The 17,458-nt window shown below is 64.1% G+C and carries 21 protein-coding genes; 9 read left to right on the forward strand and 12 right to left on the reverse strand.

What is annotated here, in order from left to right; translation table 11 throughout:
- The 6 genes from AC1D08_RS18985 to AC1D08_RS19010 form a co-directional block, all read right to left on the reverse strand.
- Positions 1–906: a ribokinase gene (locus tag AC1D08_RS18985; RefSeq protein WP_457151906.1), complete on the reverse strand. Its 906-nt coding sequence runs from the start codon at positions 904–906 to the stop codon at positions 1–3.
- A 144-nt stretch (positions 907–1,050) separates the two neighbouring features.
- Positions 1,051–1,533, reverse strand: coding sequence for a hypothetical protein (locus AC1D08_RS18990; RefSeq protein WP_457151907.1), 483 nt, complete (start codon positions 1,531–1,533; stop codon positions 1,051–1,053).
- Entirely contained in the window at positions 1,508–2,026 is a 519-nt protein-coding gene (locus AC1D08_RS18995; RefSeq protein ID WP_457151908.1) for a hypothetical protein, read from the reverse strand. The genes AC1D08_RS18990 and AC1D08_RS18995 overlap by 26 nt, the downstream gene beginning before the upstream one ends.
- Positions 1,993–2,385 (reverse strand): hypothetical protein, encoded by a 393-nt coding sequence (locus AC1D08_RS19000; RefSeq protein WP_457151909.1) that lies wholly within the window; start codon positions 2,383–2,385, stop codon positions 1,993–1,995. Before AC1D08_RS19000 ends, AC1D08_RS18995 begins: the two co-directional genes overlap by 34 nt.
- A gap of 20 nt (positions 2,386–2,405) precedes the next feature.
- A complete protein-coding gene (locus tag AC1D08_RS19005) occupies positions 2,406–2,876 on the reverse strand; it encodes a hypothetical protein (protein ID WP_457151910.1) in 471 nt (156 codons plus the stop codon).
- A gap of 220 nt (positions 2,877–3,096) precedes the next feature.
- Positions 3,097–3,975, reverse strand: coding sequence for a methylated-DNA--[protein]-cysteine S-methyltransferase (locus AC1D08_RS19010; RefSeq protein ID WP_457151911.1), 879 nt, complete (start codon positions 3,973–3,975; stop codon positions 3,097–3,099).
- 216 nt (positions 3,976–4,191) lie between these two features.
- On the opposite strand from AC1D08_RS19010, the gene AC1D08_RS19015 reads away from it, so the two are divergent.
- Complete coding sequence (locus AC1D08_RS19015; protein ID WP_477423748.1) at positions 4,192–5,007, forward strand: class I SAM-dependent methyltransferase; 816 nt, start codon at positions 4,192–4,194, stop codon at positions 5,005–5,007.
- Between the two features lies 1 nt (position 5,008).
- Here AC1D08_RS19015 and AC1D08_RS19020 read toward each other — a convergent pair whose 3' ends face one another.
- Positions 5,009–5,503 carry a DUF2244 domain-containing protein gene (locus tag AC1D08_RS19020; RefSeq protein ID WP_095084698.1) on the reverse strand — a complete coding sequence of 165 codons (495 nt, stop codon included), beginning with the start codon at positions 5,501–5,503 and terminating at the stop codon, positions 5,009–5,011.
- 22 nt (positions 5,504–5,525) lie between these two features.
- Between AC1D08_RS19020 and nth the strand changes: the two genes are divergently transcribed.
- Positions 5,526–6,329, forward strand: coding sequence for an endonuclease III (gene nth, locus AC1D08_RS19025; protein ID WP_457151913.1), 804 nt, complete (start codon positions 5,526–5,528; stop codon positions 6,327–6,329).
- On the opposite strand, the gene AC1D08_RS19030 is transcribed toward nth, so the two are convergent.
- Positions 6,326–6,781 (reverse strand): DUF2214 family protein, encoded by a 456-nt coding sequence (locus AC1D08_RS19030; protein WP_457151914.1) that lies wholly within the window; start codon positions 6,779–6,781, stop codon positions 6,326–6,328. The genes nth and AC1D08_RS19030 overlap by 4 nt on opposite strands.
- Before the next feature lie 262 nt (positions 6,782–7,043).
- Here AC1D08_RS19030 and AC1D08_RS19035 point away from each other — a divergent pair, with 262 nt between their 5' ends.
- Positions 7,044–7,583 carry a GNAT family N-acetyltransferase gene (locus AC1D08_RS19035; protein WP_457151915.1) on the forward strand — a complete coding sequence of 180 codons (540 nt, stop codon included), beginning with the start codon at positions 7,044–7,046 and terminating at the stop codon, positions 7,581–7,583.
- Positions 7,584–7,739: 156 nt separating this feature from the next.
- Here AC1D08_RS19035 and AC1D08_RS19040 read toward each other — a convergent pair whose 3' ends face one another.
- A complete protein-coding gene (locus AC1D08_RS19040; protein ID WP_457151916.1) occupies positions 7,740–8,510 on the reverse strand; it encodes an IclR family transcriptional regulator in 771 nt (256 codons plus the stop codon).
- A 286-nt stretch (positions 8,511–8,796) separates the two neighbouring features.
- On the opposite strand from AC1D08_RS19040, the gene AC1D08_RS19045 reads away from it, so the two are divergent.
- The 5 genes from AC1D08_RS19045 to AC1D08_RS19065 all read left to right on the forward strand — a co-directional run bounded on the left by AC1D08_RS19045 (position 8,797) and on the right by AC1D08_RS19065 (position 14,018).
- Positions 8,797–9,774 (forward strand): Bug family tripartite tricarboxylate transporter substrate binding protein, encoded by a 978-nt coding sequence (locus tag AC1D08_RS19045; protein ID WP_457150941.1) that lies wholly within the window; start codon positions 8,797–8,799, stop codon positions 9,772–9,774.
- A 134-nt stretch (positions 9,775–9,908) separates the two neighbouring features.
- A complete protein-coding gene (locus AC1D08_RS19050) occupies positions 9,909–10,445 on the forward strand; it encodes a tripartite tricarboxylate transporter TctB family protein (protein WP_095084692.1) in 537 nt (178 codons plus the stop codon).
- Between the two features lie 4 nt (positions 10,446–10,449).
- On the forward strand, positions 10,450–11,973 hold the full coding sequence (locus AC1D08_RS19055) for a tripartite tricarboxylate transporter permease (protein WP_457150940.1): 1,524 nt from the start codon (positions 10,450–10,452) through the stop codon (positions 11,971–11,973).
- Positions 11,974–11,988: 15 nt separating this feature from the next.
- Complete coding sequence (locus tag AC1D08_RS19060; protein ID WP_457150939.1) at positions 11,989–13,173, forward strand: CaiB/BaiF CoA transferase family protein; 1,185 nt, start codon at positions 11,989–11,991, stop codon at positions 13,171–13,173.
- Complete coding sequence (locus AC1D08_RS19065) at positions 13,170–14,018, forward strand: citryl-CoA lyase (RefSeq protein ID WP_457150938.1); 849 nt, start codon at positions 13,170–13,172, stop codon at positions 14,016–14,018. Before AC1D08_RS19060 ends, AC1D08_RS19065 begins: the two co-directional genes overlap by 4 nt.
- A 9-nt stretch (positions 14,019–14,027) precedes the next feature.
- Here the strand turns inward: AC1D08_RS19065 and AC1D08_RS19070 are convergent, their stop codons facing one another.
- Together AC1D08_RS19070 and AC1D08_RS19075 are read right to left on the reverse strand one after the other, a co-directional pair.
- Positions 14,028–14,504, reverse strand: coding sequence for an NUDIX hydrolase (locus tag AC1D08_RS19070; protein WP_457150937.1), 477 nt, complete (start codon positions 14,502–14,504; stop codon positions 14,028–14,030).
- 126 nt (positions 14,505–14,630) lie between these two features.
- Positions 14,631–14,939, reverse strand: coding sequence for a hypothetical protein (locus tag AC1D08_RS19075; protein ID WP_457150936.1), 309 nt, complete (start codon positions 14,937–14,939; stop codon positions 14,631–14,633).
- 342 nt (positions 14,940–15,281) lie between these two features.
- Between AC1D08_RS19075 and AC1D08_RS19080 the strand changes: the two genes are divergently transcribed.
- The gene (locus AC1D08_RS19080; RefSeq protein WP_457150935.1) at positions 15,282–15,848 is read left to right on the forward strand and encodes an invasion associated locus B family protein; all 567 of its coding nucleotides are present in this window, start codon (positions 15,282–15,284) and stop codon (positions 15,846–15,848) included.
- Positions 15,849–15,906: 58 nt separating this feature from the next.
- Here AC1D08_RS19080 and coaBC read toward each other — a convergent pair whose 3' ends face one another.
- A complete protein-coding gene (gene coaBC / locus AC1D08_RS19085) occupies positions 15,907–17,376 on the reverse strand; it encodes a bifunctional phosphopantothenoylcysteine decarboxylase/phosphopantothenate--cysteine ligase CoaBC (protein WP_457150934.1) in 1,470 nt (489 codons plus the stop codon).
- Between the last annotated feature and the right edge of the window lie 82 nt (positions 17,377–17,458).

Consider the following 17,458-nt stretch of genomic DNA (forward strand, 5'->3'; position numbering starts at 1 on the left):
TCAACGCGTTTCCTGCAATGCCTGGTCGACATCCTTGGCCAGCGGAATTGCCGGCTGGGCGCCTGGCTTCAGGCAGGCCAGCGAGCCCGCCGCGCCGGCGCGCGCCAGCGCCTGTTCGAGCGCCAGGCCGGACGACAGGCCGGCGGCGAAGTAACCGCAGAACGTGTCGCCGGCGCCGACCGTGTCGACAGGCGTGATCTTCATTGCCGGAACGGTCAGGAAATCGCTTGGCGTCGCCGCCATCACGCCGTCGCCGCCGAGCGTCACGACGATGGTGCGGCCGGTCTTCCCGGCATAGTCTCGCATGCGCGCCGCCCGGTCGCGACCATTGAGCGACAGCGCCTCGCCATAGAGGTCGAATTCGGTTTCGTTGGCGACTGCATAATCGGCCTTGGCAAGAAAGGCCGCCGCTTCGCCCTGGAAGGGTGCGGTGTTGAGCACGGTGATGGCGCCAGCCGCCCTTGCCTGGTCGAGCGCGGCACCGACGGTCGCCAGCGGGACCTCATGTTGCAGGAGTACGATATCGCCCTTTTTGAAGAAGGCTTTTGAGAGGTCGCCAGGCAATACGGACGCGTTGGCGCCCGGCACCACGGCGATGATGTTCTCGCCGTCGTCGCCGACCATGATCAGGGCTGTGCCTGTCGACGCAAAAGTCTCGGCGACGCCAGACAGATCGACCTTGCCGTCGCGCAGCAATGCCAACGCCTCGGCGGCGAAGCTGTCCTTGCCGACGGCGCCGACCATGCGCACCGGAGCGCCGGCGCGTGCCGCCGCCAGCGCCTGGTTGGCGCCTTTGCCGCCGGGCGCGGTGGCAAAGGTCGAGCCGGCTACTGTTTCGCCAGGGCTCGGCAAGCGGTCGACATTGGCGATCAGGTCGAGGTTGATCGAGCCGATAACGATAATCAAGCAAGGCCTCCTGCCAGCACGAATTCAAAAACTGGAGTGTCTTTTGAGCGTCCGGGCGAACGCAGGTCGTTCCTATTGCGCGGGAAGCTAGCCTGTAAGGCCGCGGCTTGCCAGACCACGCGAATGGTCCAGCTCGATTTGTGCCTATTCACAGCGCACGGTGACCGTGCCCTGGTAGTTGCCGGCGGGAAAGATACCGCTCGACTTGGTGGCGGTGAGGTCGACCTGCATGGGGTGGGTGCCGTTGACGACACGCTGCGGCACGCTTCCGGAGGTGTCGACGCCGGTGCCGTCGAGGCGGTAGACGGTGCTGAAGTTGACGTTGGTACCGCCGCCGCTTGGCGCTGACGAGAACGAGGCGGGCGCCGGCGCGGAAACGGAATAACAGTCGAGCAGGTTGAGCAAGGTGCAAAGCAGCGAACTGGCGGTGATGGTGGCGGTCGCACTCGACCCGCCTGCCTGTTTGGAGCCCAGGATGCTGATGGCAGGATTTGCGGTCATCGTTCCCGACGCCCCGACCATGATGGTGCAGGTGCCGATGATCGCCGCTCGCGCCGGAAGGCAGAGGCCGGCAAGTGCCGCGGTCGCAAGCAGCGCGCGGCTATTTCTTCTTCTTTTTCTTGCCATCGCCATTTCCGGTCCTGATGCTCCAGCCCTCGTTGGCCCATCCGGGTGATGCGACCGCGGGAGCGGGAGCGCTGGTGGCCACGCTCGCCGTCGGGCCGTCGGCGCCGAGGCCCATTTTGAGGAGTTTCAGCTCCAGTTGCAGGCGCTCGACCTCAAGCTCGTAAAGACGGCTGCAATCGACGCGCTTGGGCGAGCGCCCGATCGGGATCACCACGCGGCCGTAGGTGGCGAGGTCATTGTTCGACCGGTTGTTGCCTCTGATGACGCCGAGGTCGACATAGGCGCCGGTACCCGATACCGCCGAACGGCAGGTGGTGCCGTCGGAAGCGTGGACCTCGTCCTGCCCCTGAGGCAAGGTTACGCCGGGCAGGTTGAAGCCGCTCTCATTCTGGTTGAGATTGTAGACATCCTCGGCCAGAACCGGCGAAATCCCCGCAGACATCGCTGCAAGTGCGACTGTCAGGATTTGCGGTGCCCAAAAAACTTGCCGCATATCTGTGCCTTTATCTGCGTCTGTTGATTGGGAAAGGGGATGCTTTCGGTACAGATACGCACTTTGCGCTCGGCAGCGCCGCCGAAGGGCACGACCACAAGGACAGGACGGGAAGCCTGGGAAGCCAATTGGAAGGAACTCGGAGAGATCCTGGCGGCCACCGGCTGAAAATCCTGATCGTAGACGTGGATTTCGACCCTGATCTTCTGGTCGTAGGGATTGGCCGGGAATACGCGGACCGCGAAGACGTCAGTGAAGCTGTTGACCTCGCCTCGCATCGGCGACATCGACTGGGCAGCGGCGGCAATGGGCATCAGGCCGACGGCCAGCGCCGTCGCCAAGGTTCGAGCATGTGTCAAAGGCCCCTCCTTCCGAGAGCTTATTCGCAGCGCACAGTCACCGTTGCCTGATAGTTTCCGGAGGCGAAGCGGTTGCTGCCGCCCTTGGTGCCGGCGAGGTTGACCGAGACGAGGTCAGCGCCGGGTGTGCCGAGGCTGGTGGCCGAGCCGGTCTCGGCGATGGAGTGCGTACCGGCGGCGGAGTAGGTCGGTGTCCAGGTGGTCGACGTCGTGTCGGCAGCCGGCACAGTGGTGATGGTGACCGGGTCTACGCTGAGCGATACGCCTCCAGTGGTGGTCAGCGTGACCGTTCCGGCCAAGCCGCCGCTGTTGTGCGAGCTTAGCGACTGAAGATCGGGGCTCACCGTCATCGTGCCGTTGGTGGCGACCACAAGCGTGCAGGTTGCGGTGATCGTGCCATTGAAAATGACATTTTGCGTTGTGGCCAATGCGGACTGTTCAATACAGGCGACCAGCAGGGCTGCGCCGAAGACGGCGCGAAACGATGTCATCGAGACCTCCCATTAAGCCGGATAGTCCGAATTAATATGGGTCATCATCACTTTATCGTAGTTAATTTAGAGTTAACTTGAACAATTGCTTAAAATAACAATCGCTAAACCAGAGGTTGCTTTTGGTTGCAATCAAGAAAATCCGATGCAATAATCGCACTTATACTTGATAAGTCCGGCATTTATAGATTCTGCGGGGGGGTTCTTGGAAAATCGACATTCACGACGACACTTGCCCTGCTTCCCAACCCAGAATGGCTCGCTTGCGGGTCAGACCCCAGTGATAGCCGGTGAGGTCGCCGGACTTGCCGATGGCGCGGTGGCAGGGAACCACGAAAGAGAGCGGGTTGGCGCCGTTGGCGGCACCGACGGCACGGCTGGCGCTCGGCGCGCCGATGCTGGCGGCGATCGAGGAATAGGTGCGGGCCTTGCCCATCGGTATGTTGAGCAGCGCCTCCCAGACGCGAACCTGGAAGTCGGTGCCGATCATGACGACATGCAGCGGCTGGTCGGGGCGCCACAGCGTCGGGTCGAAGATGCGCGCCGCATAGGGCCCCGTCGCGGCCATGTCCTCGACATAGATGGCGTTCGGCCAGCGGCTGGACATGTCGGCGAAGGCGGCGCGTTCCTCGCCCGGATCGCTGAAGGCGAGGCCGGCAAGCCCGCGGTCGGTAGCCATGATCAGGGCAGTGCCGAACGGCGAGGGGTGGTAGCCGTAGCGGATGGTGAGGCCTGCGCCGCGCGTCTTGTAGTCGCCCGGCGACATCGCTTCATGGGTAACGAAGAGGTCGTGCAGCCGGCCGGGGCCGGACATGCCCAGCTCGAATGACGTTTCGAGCAACGGCATGCCTGAATCCAGCAGCTTGCGGGCATGGTCCAGTGTCACCGCCTGCAGGAAGGCTTTTGGCGACAGGCCGGCCCAGCGGGTGAAGAGTTTCTGCAGGCCGGTCGGAGTCTCGCCGACCTCTTCGGCCAGTTCTTCCAGCGATGGCTGGTCGCGATAGTCGAGGCTGATCTTCTCGATGGCGCGGCGCACGATTTCGTAGTCGCTGCCTTCGGGCGTGATGTCCTTCTTGAGAACGGCCGTCTGTGTGCTCATGGAACTGTCTCCTTGGGCAGGAATATCGCCCCTTGGGGCGTCGATCGCCACCCGAAACTTGCCTTCTTGCGGCGCGTACCCAGATAGACTCGGGTTTTCGAGAGCCTGTTCCATCCCGATGAGGTCGGGATGGGGCTCTGTCTGTTTGTATAAGCATGATCTTTCCCGAAAACCGGATTCCACTTTTCGGGATCATGCTCTGACTAGGAATCGCACATGGCTGGCGAGAAGATACATCTGACCGGGGAAAAGGGGACGTTGCTGTTGACGCTCTACGGCAAGGCTCTGGAGAGCAGGTTGCCGGATACGCTGCTCGGGGATCATTTCGCCGACGAGGCGGTGCGCAAGATCGACTACGATTTCTCCAGGCTCAAGGTCGACACCAATCTCGGCGTCGGCCTGGCGATCAGGGCAAAGACGCTGGATGTCCATGTTCAGGACTTTCTCGCGAGAAATCCCGACTCCATCGTGTTGCATCTGGGATGCGGGCTCGATACGCGCATATTTCGTGTCGATCCGCCACAGGGCGTGGACTGGTTTGATGTCGACTACCCTGAAGTCATCGAGCTCAGACGCAAGCTGTACCCGTCCCGGGCCCATTGCCATCTGATCGCCTCGTCGGTGACCGAACCGGATTGGCTGGCCTCGGTGCCGCGCAATCGCCCGGCCATCGTGGTGGCGGAAGGCCTGACGCCCTATCTAGCTGCCAACGAGGGACCACGCCTGTTTGCGCGGCTGGTCTCGCATCTTGCCAGTGGCGAACTGATGTTCGACGCCTACAGCCGTTTTGGCCTGAAGCTGCTTCGCCTCAATCCGGCCATCAAGGCGACGGGTGCCCAAGTGTATTGGGCGATCGACGATCCGCACGACCTGGAACTGGCCATCCCAAAGCTACGGTTCGTCGATGACATCTCGGCCTACAAGCCTGAACACGCCGCCCGCATGGGCTGGGTCGCGAAGCTGTTCGTCCGCCTTTGGAGACACATTCCAGCCCTGCGCAAGGTCGGCAGGCTGTTGCGCTACCGGTTCTAGATCAGCGTGCCTTGGCGGTCGCCAGCGCCCGCGAAAAGGCGGTGGCGAAGGTCTCGCGATCGTCGGGATTGAGGAACCCGCCGATCGGCACGTTCTGTCCCTGTGCTTCCACTGTCATCCTGGTGATGCCGATCTCGGCGTGACGGGCGACCGAAAACCGCGCCCAGAACGGGTTGAAGCGATGCGCTTCCGATTTTCCGGATGGCGCGGTCTTGCGGATGTCGAGGCTGGTGCGCGAGACCGACACCTCCTCGCGGGCACGCGCGGCACGATAGTTGGCGCGGAAAGCGATGTAGACGGCGACCACGTCGAGGCCGAGGAAGCCGAACACCGGCCAGGCGCCACGCGACAGGAAAAAGGCGCCTGTCACCAGCCAGCCGAACAGCAGCGCGCCCATCAGCAAGGCAAAACCGGTTTTGCCCAGGGACCGGTGCGGGGTCAGCAGCGCCTGAAAGAATGGCTCGTCGGCCTGAAATGAGGCGTTTGTGTCGCTCATGGCGGGATATTATAGGAAGGAAATGGCGAGCCCCAAGTCCAAAGAATCATCCATGCCCAAAAATGAGCTGTTGCCCGGCCGGCGCGACGGGACGAACGCCAAGCCGCGTCCGCGGCCGGTGCGGCGTTCGTCGCGCTACAGCGCGGCCGAAGTGCACGAGATCTTCCGGCGTTTTGCCGCCCAGCGGCCTGAGCCGAAGGGCGAGCTCGAACATGTCAACGCCTTCACATTGCTGGTGGCGGTGGTGCTGTCGGCGCAGGCGACCGATGCCGGCGTCAACAAAGCGACGCGGGCGCTGTTCAAGGCAGCCGATACACCGCAAAAGATGCTGGCGCTGGGTGAAGCCAAGGTTGGCGACTATATCAGAACCATCGGGCTGTGGCGCAACAAGGCCAAGAACGTGATGGCGCTGTCGCAAGCGCTGATCCGCGACCATGGCGGCGATGTGCCTGACGACCGGGATCAACTGGTCAAGCTGCCGGGGGTCGGGCGCAAGACCGCCAATGTCGTGCTCAACATGGCCTTCGGCCAGCACACGATGGCGGTCGACACCCACATCTTCCGCATCGGCAACCGGCTCGGGCTGGCGCCCGGCAAGACGCCGGAACAGGTCGAGCAGGGACTGTTGAAGATCATCCCGGACGAATACATGCGCCACGCGCATCACTGGCTGATCCTGCATGGCCGCTATGTCTGCAAGGCGCGCAAGCCGGATTGTCCGGCCTGCGTCATCGCCGACATCTGCAAGGCGCAGGAGAAGACGACCGATGTGCCGGCACCGCTGGTGCCGATAGCTCCGCTAGAAACGGTTGCCTCCGGCGATTAGTAGCCGTAGCCGCGTGCCATCGCCGCGGCGAAGACCGGGATCAACAGGAAGATGAATGCCTCGGCGCGGACAAAGGTCTTGACGGATGCAAGCTCGGCTGCCGGCACCAGGAACGAGGGATTGGCGCCTGCCTGCCTGTTCCAGGAGATGAAGCGGACGGTCGGGATGATCGACAGCAGGCCGACGATGCCAAACGCCGCCATCTTGGCCCAGAACATCCAGTTGTAGACGTAGAATTCCCAACCCTTGAGGCCATAGAAGACGCGGCCGATCCCGACGATGATGATCAGCGCGGCGATGATCCCATAATGACGGTCGATGCCGGCGAGCCGCTTGAGCGTGGCGGCGGCCAGGTCGCCGCGGATCAGCACGAATTCGGCGCCGATGATCCCTGCCAGGGAAAAAACCAGCAGATGGTGGACGATGGCAAGCACGAGATCGGTGGTGTCCATGCTTTTTCCCTGGGTTTGACGGCACAAGCCCGTGCCTGAAAGGATTGCGCTTGCAGATGCTGAATCAGCCTGTCGCGAAAATAGCATCGTCGCGCCGAATTCCCATAGCCGAGCTTGAGACCAGGTTGCCCGCATGGGTGTCCGTCGTATTTGTGGCGCGGCTTAGCGCGATTTTCTCGCCTGGAAGATGACATGCCCTGCCTTGGCCCTTGTCTGGCCCGGGCAATTTGCTACGCGCCGGGTGGATAAGCGAGGCAATCCCATGAACAATCCGCGAGCGACCATCGCCCCTGTGATCGAGACGCAGCGAACCATCCTGCGGGCACACCGGCTGGGAGATTTCGACGCCTATGCCGTGATGTGGACCGATCCCGTGGTCACCCGTTTCATCGGCGGCAAGCCGCGCACGCGCGAAGAAAGCTGGATGCGCTTCCTGCGTCATGCCGGCCTGTGGTCGCTGCTCGGCTACGGCTTCTGGGCGATCGAGGAAAAGGCGACGGGCCGTTTCATCGGCGAGGCCGGGTTTCACGACCTGAAGCGCGATATGCAGCCGTCGATCGAAGGCATTCCCGAGGCCGGCTGGGCGCTCGCTCCTGCCATTCATGGCGCAGGCTTCGCCACCGAGGTGGTTGGCCGCGTCCTGGCATGGGGCGAAGAGACTTTCGGGTCCGCGAGGACCGTTTGCATCATCGATCCGGAAAACGCCGCGTCGCTGAACGTTGCGACGAAGTGCGGCTACCGGGAAGTGGTGCGGACCACCTACCATGACGCCCCGACCATTCTGCTGGAGCGGCTGCCCTGAGCGGCGTCATCGACTGGAGATCCCCGCGCTACCAAGCATAGATCGCAGTGCGCCTGTCGCCAGCAATGGCGACGAGGCGGGCCGTGCCAAGAACCGCCGTGTGGTTCTGGTCAAATTTGAACTGAGGCAGCTCCGGCTGCGGCGCCTTCGACCCCACTACGACACGGCGTCTGCGGCGAGGCTCGCCTGCTCGAGCATGGAGGCGTCCTCGCCGAAGGCGCGGGTGGCGCGCGCCGCCGCCTCGAGCAGCGGGCGTTTCATGCGCTGAAGGAACGCGGCGTCGACGCGCGAGCTGGGGCCGGCCAGCGTCAAGGCGCCGAGCAGGGCCCGGCCCGGACCGAACACCGGCGCCGACACGCCCGCCGTCTCTGGGTCGCGGTCGCCGACGGCGAGACAGTTGCAGGTCTTGCGGATGGTCTCGTAGGGTTCGCCCTGCTGGCCGGAAAACGCCGCAAGCACGCGGCCGCCCGACCCAACCAGCAGAGGCAGCACGTCGCCTTCCCGTATCGTGTAGCGGATCGGGTGCTTGGATTCGACGCGGTAGAGACACGTGCGGACGTCGCCCGAGCGAACATAGAAAGCAACGCTTTCCCAGCTTTGCTCGGATAGGTCGCGCATGATCGGCAGCAGGATGTCGACTGCCACCACCGAACGCTGATAGAGCGCGCCGAGCCGGAAGGCGGCGGGTCCAACGCGGTAGCGGCCATCGTCCAGGCGCTCGAGCAACTGCCCGCGCAACAGGGAGTGCGCAAGCCGCAGGATGGTGCTCTTGTAGAGGCCGGTACGGGCCGCGATTTCGGCCAGGCTGAGCGACCGGTCGGCGGTGGTGAAGGCGTCGAGGATGGCGATCGCCCGATCAAGCGCGGCAACCCCTTCGGTAGCCGCGTGCCGGATGTCTGGATCAGCCGATCTGCTTGATGAGTCCATTGCGGTTCCCAATTCGGAAGGTCCTAAGCAGACACCGCTGGCTTCGCCAACGCGTCGTCTGCTTAGGTTTCTTTGTTTGCCGCAGGTTCTTGTCGCAAAACCGCGGGACACTTTTGCGGAACCTGCTTAGCGGAGCCACTGTGTCGCGCTGCCGATGAGTTCTGTCTAGTAGAATATCGTTCCCGTTGACAGAACTCGGTAACATCTGCTTGAACTCGATTACGGGTCTGGATTCAGGCGCGTTTTGGCAGGCACCAGAGGAGGTGTCGTGATCTGGAGGAATCCCATGCTGAACAGACGCAGATTTTTGATGAGCACGGCCGCGGCAGGCGCTGCCGGCTTTGCAGGACTACATCTCTCTCCCGCTTTCGCCGAAGGCGCGCCGCAGATCCAGATTTTCGTGCCGGCGGCACCTGGCGGCGGCTGGGACCAGACAGGGCGCACGATGGATCAGGTGCTGCGCAGCGAAAAGCTGATCTCCGGTTCGCAGATCACCAATGTCGGCGGCGCCGGCGGCACGGTCGGGCTGCCGCAGTTCATCAACCAATGGAACGGCAAAGGCAATTCGCTGATGGTTGCCGGCATGGTCATGGTCGGCGCGATCATCGCCAACAAGGCTGCCAACAATCTGACGCAAGTCACGCCGATCGCGCGCCTTACCGGCGAGTTCGAGGCCTTGGTGGTGCCGGCGGAGTCGCCGTTCAAGACGGCAGCTGATTTCGTCGCCGCACTCAAGGCCGATCCGACAAAGGTTCCTGTCGCTGGCGGCTCGGCCGGCGGTTCGGATCACATCCTGTTTGGGCTGATTGCCAAGACCGTCGGCGTGCCGGCGACAAACCTGTCCTACGTGCCGTTCGCCGGCGGCGGCGAGGCACTGTCGGCGCTGCTCGGCAATCAGGTGGCGGCCGGCATCTCCGGCTTCGGCGAGTTCTCCGAGCAGGTCAAGGCGGGCGCACTGCGGCTGCTTGCCATCTCGGCCGACAAGCGCCAGGACGGCATCGACGCGCCGACGCTGAAGGAAGCCGGCATCGATGTCGAGCTGTTCAACTGGCGCGGGGTCTTCGCACCTCCCGGCGTTTCCGATGCCGACAAGGCGGCGATGATCACGCTGGTCGAGAGCATGGCCAAGAGCGACGCCTGGGCGACCGAGTGCAAGAACCGCAACTGGACGCAGATCCTGCTCACGGGCGACGATTATGCGAAATTCGTTGCCGAGGATACGGCCCGCATCGAGGCCATCCTGAAAGACCTCGGGCTCGCCTGATCTTCCCAAAAGGGGGCGGCGCTCGCCGCCCCTTCTCGCATGGAATGCAAAGCCGGCACTGCGGTGAGGACCGGCCGTGCGGTGCCGGGCATCTTGGCCAGCTATCCTGGCCAGTATTCTTGGGGAGGACAATCATGAGCAGCAGTGACCAGCAGGCGGCGTCGTCGCGCCTTGCCGTGCCGGAATTGTTGATCGGCGTCGGGCTTCTGGCCTGCGCCGGCGCTGTAGCCTGGCAGACGCTGGCGATCCCGGTGTCGCCGCTCTACTCCAAAGTCGGCCCGACCGTCTTTCCCTACCTCACCATGGTCGGTCTTGTGGTGCTTTCCCTGTTGCTCATCCTCGCGGCGCTTCGCGGCGGCTGGCAACCGGAGGAGGAAAAGGAAACGCCGACCGACTGGAAGGCGATGGGTTTCGTCGTCATCGGCCTCGTCGCCAACCTGCTGCTGATCCAGCCGCTGGGCTTCACGGCGGCATCCGTCATCATGTTCGTTCTCGTCTGCTACGGCTTCGGCAGCAAGCGCACGCTGCGCGACGTAGGGCTCGGCCTGATCCTGGCGCTGGCCGCCTATTTCGGCTTCGCCAGGGCGCTCGGCGTCAACATCGGCGCCGGCTTCATCGAGAACCAGCTGAACACGGTGATCGATGCGATCATCGGCACGTTTGGAGCCTGACGCCATGGAAACGCTCGGCCATCTCGCACACGGCTTCTCGGTAGCCTTCACCCCAGTCAATCTTCTGTGGTGCCTGCTCGGCACCACGCTTGGCACCGCCATCGGCGTGCTGCCCGGTCTCGGGCCGGCGCTGACCATCGCCCTGCTTTTGCCGATCACCTACCAGGTGGCGCCGGAGGCCTCTTTCATCCTGTTCGCCGGCATCTATTACGGCGCCATGTATGGCGGCTCGACAACGTCGATCCTGCTCAACACGCCTGGCGAAAGCGCCACCATCGTCACCGCGCTGGAAGGCAACAAGATGGCGCGGTCCGGCCGCGGCGGGGCCGCACTTGCCACCTCGGCGATCGGTTCCTTCGTCGCGGGCACCATCGGCACCTTGGGCGTCGCCTTCCTGGCGCCCGTGGTGGTCAAATTCGCGCTCGCCTTCGGCCCGGCCGAATATTTCTCGCTGATGGTGTTGGCCTTCATCACGGTTTCGGCGGTGCTGGGCTCCTCGTCGGTGCGCGGCCTCACCAGCCTGTTCGCCGGCTTCGTCATCGGCATGATCGGCGTCGACCTGCAGACCGGCCAGCCGCGCTTTACCTTCGGCATGACCGAACTGCTTGACGGCGTCGACGTCATCATCTGCGCCGTCGGCCTGTTCGCCGTCGGCGAGACACTCTACATGGCTTCGCGCCGCTATGCCGGCAAGGACGAGATCGTGCCGCTGAGGGGCTCGCTCTACATGACAACAGCCGAATGGGCGCGTTCGTGGAAACCCTGGCTGCGCGGTGCGGCGATCGGCTTTCCGATCGGCGCCATGCCGGCAGGCGGCGCAGAAATCCCGACCTTCCTGTCCTACGCAATCGAAAAGAAGCTGTCGAACCACAAGGAGGAATTCGGCACGGTCGGCGCCATCGAAGGCGTTGCCGGTCCCGAGGCCGCCAACAATGCGTCCGCGGCCGGCGTGCTGGTGCCGATGCTGACGCTCGGCCTGCCGACCTCGGCGACGGCGGCGATCATGCTGTCGGCGTTCCAGAGCTATGGCATCAATCCGGGGCCGCTGCTTTTGACGACGCAGGGCGACCTCGTCTGGGGACTGATCGCCAGCCTGTTCATCGCCAACGTCATCCTCGTCATCCTCAACCTGCCGCTGATCGGGCTGTGGGTGCGGCTGTTGAAGATCCCGGCGCCGCAGCTCTATGCCGGCATCCTGGTGTTCGCCACGGTCGGCACCTATGGCATCTCGCAATCGCCTATCGACCTCGTCATCCTCTATCTCCTGGGGGCGGCCGGGTTCCTGATGCGGCGCTTCGATTTCCCGACCGCGCCGGTCATCATCGGCATGATCCTGGGGCCACTCGCCGAAACCCAGTTCCGCCGGGCGATGACCATCTCGAATGGCGACTGGTCGGTGTTCTACAAGCATCCGCTGTCGCTGACGCTGCTGACGCTCGCCTTCATCGGCCTGGTCGGGCCGCATATCTGGGCCTATGTCGAGCACCGCCGGCGGCGTGGACCGGAGCATGTGCCGGGCGATGCCTGATCGATTTGAGCTGTCATGACCGAATTGCTTTCCGGTATCCGCGTCCTCGACCTGACCAACGTCCTGGCCGGGCCCTATTGTGCCTATCAGCTGGCGCTGCTCGGGGCCGACGTGATCAAGGTCGAGGTCCCGCAAGGCGGCGACCTGGCACGCCAGCTCGGCGGATCGCCAACGCTCAACAGCGCCGGCATGGGCGCCTCGTTCCTGGCGCAGAACGCCGGCAAACGATCGGTGGTGCTCGACCTCAAGAAGCCGGCCGATCGCGAACGCTTCCTCGATCTGGTCGCGAGCGCCGATGCGTTGGTGGAGAACTTCCGCCCCGGCGTGATGGATCGGCTCGGCCTTGGCTACGAGGCGCTCAAGGCGGTCCGCCCCGGCCTTGTCTATTGCGCGATATCCGGTTTTGGCCAGACCGGGCCGATGCGTGACAATCCCGCCTATGACCAGATCATCCAGGGCCTGTCGGGGATCATGAGCATCACCGGCACGCCGGAGACGGCGCCGCTGCGGGTCGGCTATCCCGTCGCCGACACGCTTGGGGGGCTGGTCGGGGCGTTCGCAATCGCCTCGGCGCTGGTGCGACAGAAGACGAACGGCGAGGGCGCCTTTCTCGACGTCTCGATGCTCGAATGCACGCTCTCGGCGCTCGGCTGGCCGGTCTCCAACTACCTGACGGCAGCGGTCGATCCGCAGCCGATGGGCAATGAGAACATGACAGCGGCGCCGTCCGGCGCCTTTCGCACCGGCGACGGACTGCTCAACATCGCCGCCAACAAGCAGGAGCAGTTCGTGGCGCTGTGCCGGCTGATCGGGCGGCCGGAGCTGGCGGTGGATCCGCGCTTTGCCGAGCGCGAGACGCGCAAGCGCAACCGTGCGGCGCTCAAGGTCGAGATCGAGGACGCCTTGGCGGGCGCCGCGGCGGCAGTCTGGGAAGAGACGCTCAATCGCGCCGGCGTGCCCGCGGGCAGGGTGCTGACGATCCCGCAAGTGCTGGCCGAGCCGCAAGTGCTAGAACGCCAGGTGACCGCGAATTTCGAGGGCGTGCCGGGCATGGACAGGCCGCTGACGGTTCTGCGCGGCGGCTTCATGGTCGATGGCGCGGCACCCCTGCCGACGAAGCCGCCACCGGCGCTGGGCGAGCATATGGACGAGGTTTTCGCCGATCTGCCGCCGCGCGCCAAGGCAAAGGCACGGGCATGAGCACCGAGAAGAAGACCGGCCGTGAGCGCGGCGAGGAATGGTGGCAGACCGATATCATCGAGATGCGGCCCGGTGTCATCCGGCTTCGCGGCTATGAGATCCAGGATCTGATCGGCCGCGTCAGCTTCCCGGCGATGATCTGGCTGATGTTGCGTGGCGAGTTGCCCAGCGAGGACCAGGCGGCGCTGCTCGGCATTGCGCTGGGCGCCGCCGTCGACCATGGGCCGCAAGCGCCGTCGATCGCGATTGCGCGCATGGCTGCAACCTGCGGCGTCGGCATCAACAGCGCCATGGCCTCGGCCATCAACGTGCTCGGCGACGTGCATGGCGGTGCCGGCGAACAGGCGTTGACCTTCTACGGTGACATCGCTGTCGCGCTCGACGGTGGCATGACGCTGAATCAAGCCGTCTCGACGCGTCTCGACCGGTTCTTCGCCGAGGAGAAGGGTTATGTGCCAGGGCTCGGCCACCGTTTCCATCCGGTCGACCCGCGCGCGCCGCGCCTGCTGGAACTGACCCGCGCGTTTGCCGCGCGTGGTGTCGTCAATGGACGCTTCGCCGACATCGCCGAGGCGATCGAGGCGGACGTCGCCCGGCGCAAAGGGAAAAAGATACCGCTCAACATCGATGGCGCCACCGCCGTCATCTATGGCGAACTCGGCTTTCCGCCGCCGCTGACGCGCGGGCTTTTCGTGCTGTCGCGCTCGGTCGGCATCCTGGCGCATGCCTGGGAACAGTCGCAGCAAGTCGAGCGAAACAAAGGGCCGCTGCCGCGCGAATGGTTGTGGGCCTATACCGGCGCGCCGGTGCGTCCCTTTCCCGAAGCGGGCGACACGAGCGAGTGAAGTCCAGCCTCAGGCGAGGTCGAGTGGCTCGGGCTTGGCAATCATCAAGTTCGCCACCAGGGTCGAAAGGTCCGGCTCATCGATGAGCGTGGCCGCATCTGCGGCCGGCAGCCAGGCCCGCTGCCGCCGTTTGGCTTCCTGCCAGTCGGCCAGTTCCTCGGTGACCTCCAGCAGATAGACGATGACGTCGACCCGGACGAAGCGGTTGGCCAGCCGTTTCCAGTAGGAGTAGGTGCCCGCCGGCTCCTTCAGCGTCTTGCCGAGCACGCCGGCTTCCTCTCGCGCTTCGATGGTGGCCGCCTTGCGTCCGCTCTTGCCCTTCATCGGCCAGCCCTTGGGGACGATGAAGCGTCTTGTGGTTCGCGATGTGACCAGCATCACCTCGACATCGCCACGCGCGTTCAGCCGAAACGGAATCGCCGCCACCTGACGGATGCTCTCGCCCTTCTTTGCCTTGCGTACGGCCTTCTTCTTGGTGGCTATCATTCGTGAATCCAGTCGATGCAATGCCGCATAGCGCGACAAGGCATCGTTGCAAAACCAAAACTTTCGCGTGTGCCGAGAGACACTCCGAATACATAAGTCGGCTAATAAATGAAAAACGCCGGCTTGTCAGCGGCAATTGCTCAAGGCGGTGACGCCGATTATCTGCGTCGTGCAGCTTGGCGTGTATTGTGGCACCACCGGCTGCGGTTGCTGGACGATCTGGCGGTCCTGGGCACGATACTGCTGCTGTTGCTGCTGGTAGAGCTGCCGCTGCACCCGGTTCTGCAGGATTTGCAGGTCGTTCTGCCGGATCAGCGCGTTGTTGCCGTTGAGGGAATTGACGGCTTGCGCGGAAGCCGGCAGGCAAGCGCCGGCCAGCACTGCCGTCGCCAGCATTGCCGATGTGAAAACCATCGATGGTCGAAACGCCGACATCCGCTCTTTCCCGCGTGAAGAACTCATGGCCTTAATATAGGGCGTCTGTGCGGCTGTGCCATATCTTGGGGCTGATCGAAAACAATATCGGGTTGTCGACCGGCGAGGGCCACCTCACGGCGGCAGAGAATCTGCCTGACAACCTCGCATTGCACTTGACGGAGGTCGTCGATTCGCCGCTCTATCGGTCGGCGCCCGTCGTGAACTGAGTGGCGTCAATGGGCGCCGGCCGTCAGCTATGACGGCGCCTCCGGCGAAACGGTTTAAACAGAACGCGATCGGCGCGTCTCTCAAGGTCAGCATCCAGCTGGCCCCAGGCGGAGCCGGGCGGGAGGAGTCTTGATGAGGAAGTACGCGTATTTCGTGGCAATGCTGGGTGTAGCCTGCGTCGTCGGTGTGCCGGCCGTGGCGGCGCAAACCAAGACCGCGGCGGCGCCGGCCGCCGATGCGCCGCAACTGCCCGGTGGCGCGTCGGCGCTGTCCGAGACTCATGGCGACTGGACGGTCAATTGCCAGATTTCCGGCGCGACCAAGACCTGCAGCCTGTCGCATCAGCAATTCAACAAGCAAAACAACCAGCGCCTGCTGGCGATCGAACTGTCGAGCAAGACCGGCGAGGATGCCGCCGGTACGCTCGCCCTGCCGTTCGGCCTGGCGCTGGCCAAGGGCGTCAGCCTGAGCATCGACGACCAGAAACTGGATGGCAGCCTGCCATTCAACACCTGCCAGGTCGTCGGCTGCCTGGTGCCGGTGGCGTTCGATGCGACCCTCACGCCGCTGTTGAAGTCGGGCACCACCCTCAAGATCGATGCCTTCGCGGCAGACACCGGACAAGCGGTGACCTTTTCCATTCCGCTCAACGGTTTTGCCGGCGCCCTTGCCCGAACCGCCGAACTTTTGTCCAATTGATCGCAGGGTCATGCAGAGCCAAATGACCTGAAGTACACCGTCGTTCCAGCGCCGCTGGTCAAACGACGGTCGTCTTCAGCCGTTCGGCGATCAGGGCCGCGAGCCGTGCCGCCACCTCGTCCTTACTCATCTCTGGCCAATCCTCGACGCCGGCCCTGGACACGATCCGCACCCGATTGCGATCACCGCCCATCACGCCCGAAGGACCGATGCCGCTTTCGTGCGACACGTCGTTGGCCACGATGAAATCGGCGCCCTTCTTGCGAAGCTTGGCTTCCGCGTTGCGCAAGAGATCCTGTGTCTCGGCGGCGAAGCCGACCACAAGGCCGGGTCGCTGGCTGTGATGGCCAACCCCGGCGAGAATGTCGGGATTCTCGACCATGCGCAGCACCGGCGGTCCTTCGCCGGGGACCTTCTTGATCTTCTCACCGGCCGAGTTCTCGCTGCGCCAGTCGGCAACGGCGGCGACGAACACCGCGGCGTCCGCTGGCAGAAGCTGCTCCACCGCATCGCGCATCTCTTGCGCCCGTTCGACATGGATGGTCTTAACCCCGGCGGGATCGGCGATGTTGACCGGACCGGAGACGAGGCGGACATCGGCGCCGAGCCTGGCCAGTGCCGCCGCAATGGCGTGGCCCTGCTTGCCGGACGAACGGTTGGCGATATAGCGCACCGGGTCGATCGGCTCATGCGTCGGGCCGGAGGTGACGATGATCCTGCGTCCCGACAGCGGCTTGGGACTGACATCAAGCAGCGCCTCGATGGCGGCCACAATCTCCAGCGGCTCGGCCATGCGGCCTTCGCCCGCCTCATTGCTTTCGGCCATCTCGCCCCTGGCCGGACCGACAAAAGCGACGCCATCCTTCTGCAACGTCGCGCGGTTGCGGCGTGTCGCCGGATGCGCCCACATTCTTGGGTTCATGGCTGGCGCCATCAACACGGGCTTGTCGGTGGCGATCAGCACCGTCGAGGCAAGATCGTTGGCATGGCCGTTGGCAAGCTTGGCCATTAGGTCGGCGGTGGCGGGCGCCACCACCAGAAGGTCAGCCTCGCGTGACAGCCTGATATGGCCGACATCGTGCTCGTCATTGCGGTCGAACAGTTCGGTGAAGACATGATCGGCGGAGAGCGCGCCCACCGATAGCGTGGTGACGAATTCCTGAGCGGCTGATGTCATGACCACCCGCACCGCGGCACCTCGCTCGCGCAACCGGCGAATGAGATCGAGCGCCTTGTAGGCGGCGATGCCGCCGCCGATGATGAGCAGGACGCGCTTGCCGGAGAGGCCGCGCGGCAAGACCTTGCCTGCCGGTGCGGCAGCGGGAGTCGCTACGCCCTGCGAACTGGTCAGCTGGCGGAGGGTTTTCTCGATTTGGTCGATGCGGCCCGCAGAACCGATCTGCCCGTCAACGGCGGCCCGGATCATCACCCGCGCTTGCTCCTCCATGGAGCGGTCGTTCTCCGCCGCCAATCGGCGCAGCAGTTCCTTGACCTCATCGTCCAGGTTGCGGATCGTAATGCTGGCCATATGATTGCACTCTGCCGCAGTTTCTGAATGCAATGATAGCAATGCAATCAGATCGCTGCAAGTTGCGGCGCTAAACCCTGAT

It is taken from the genome of Mesorhizobium sp. P2_E6, assembly GCF_056403835.1.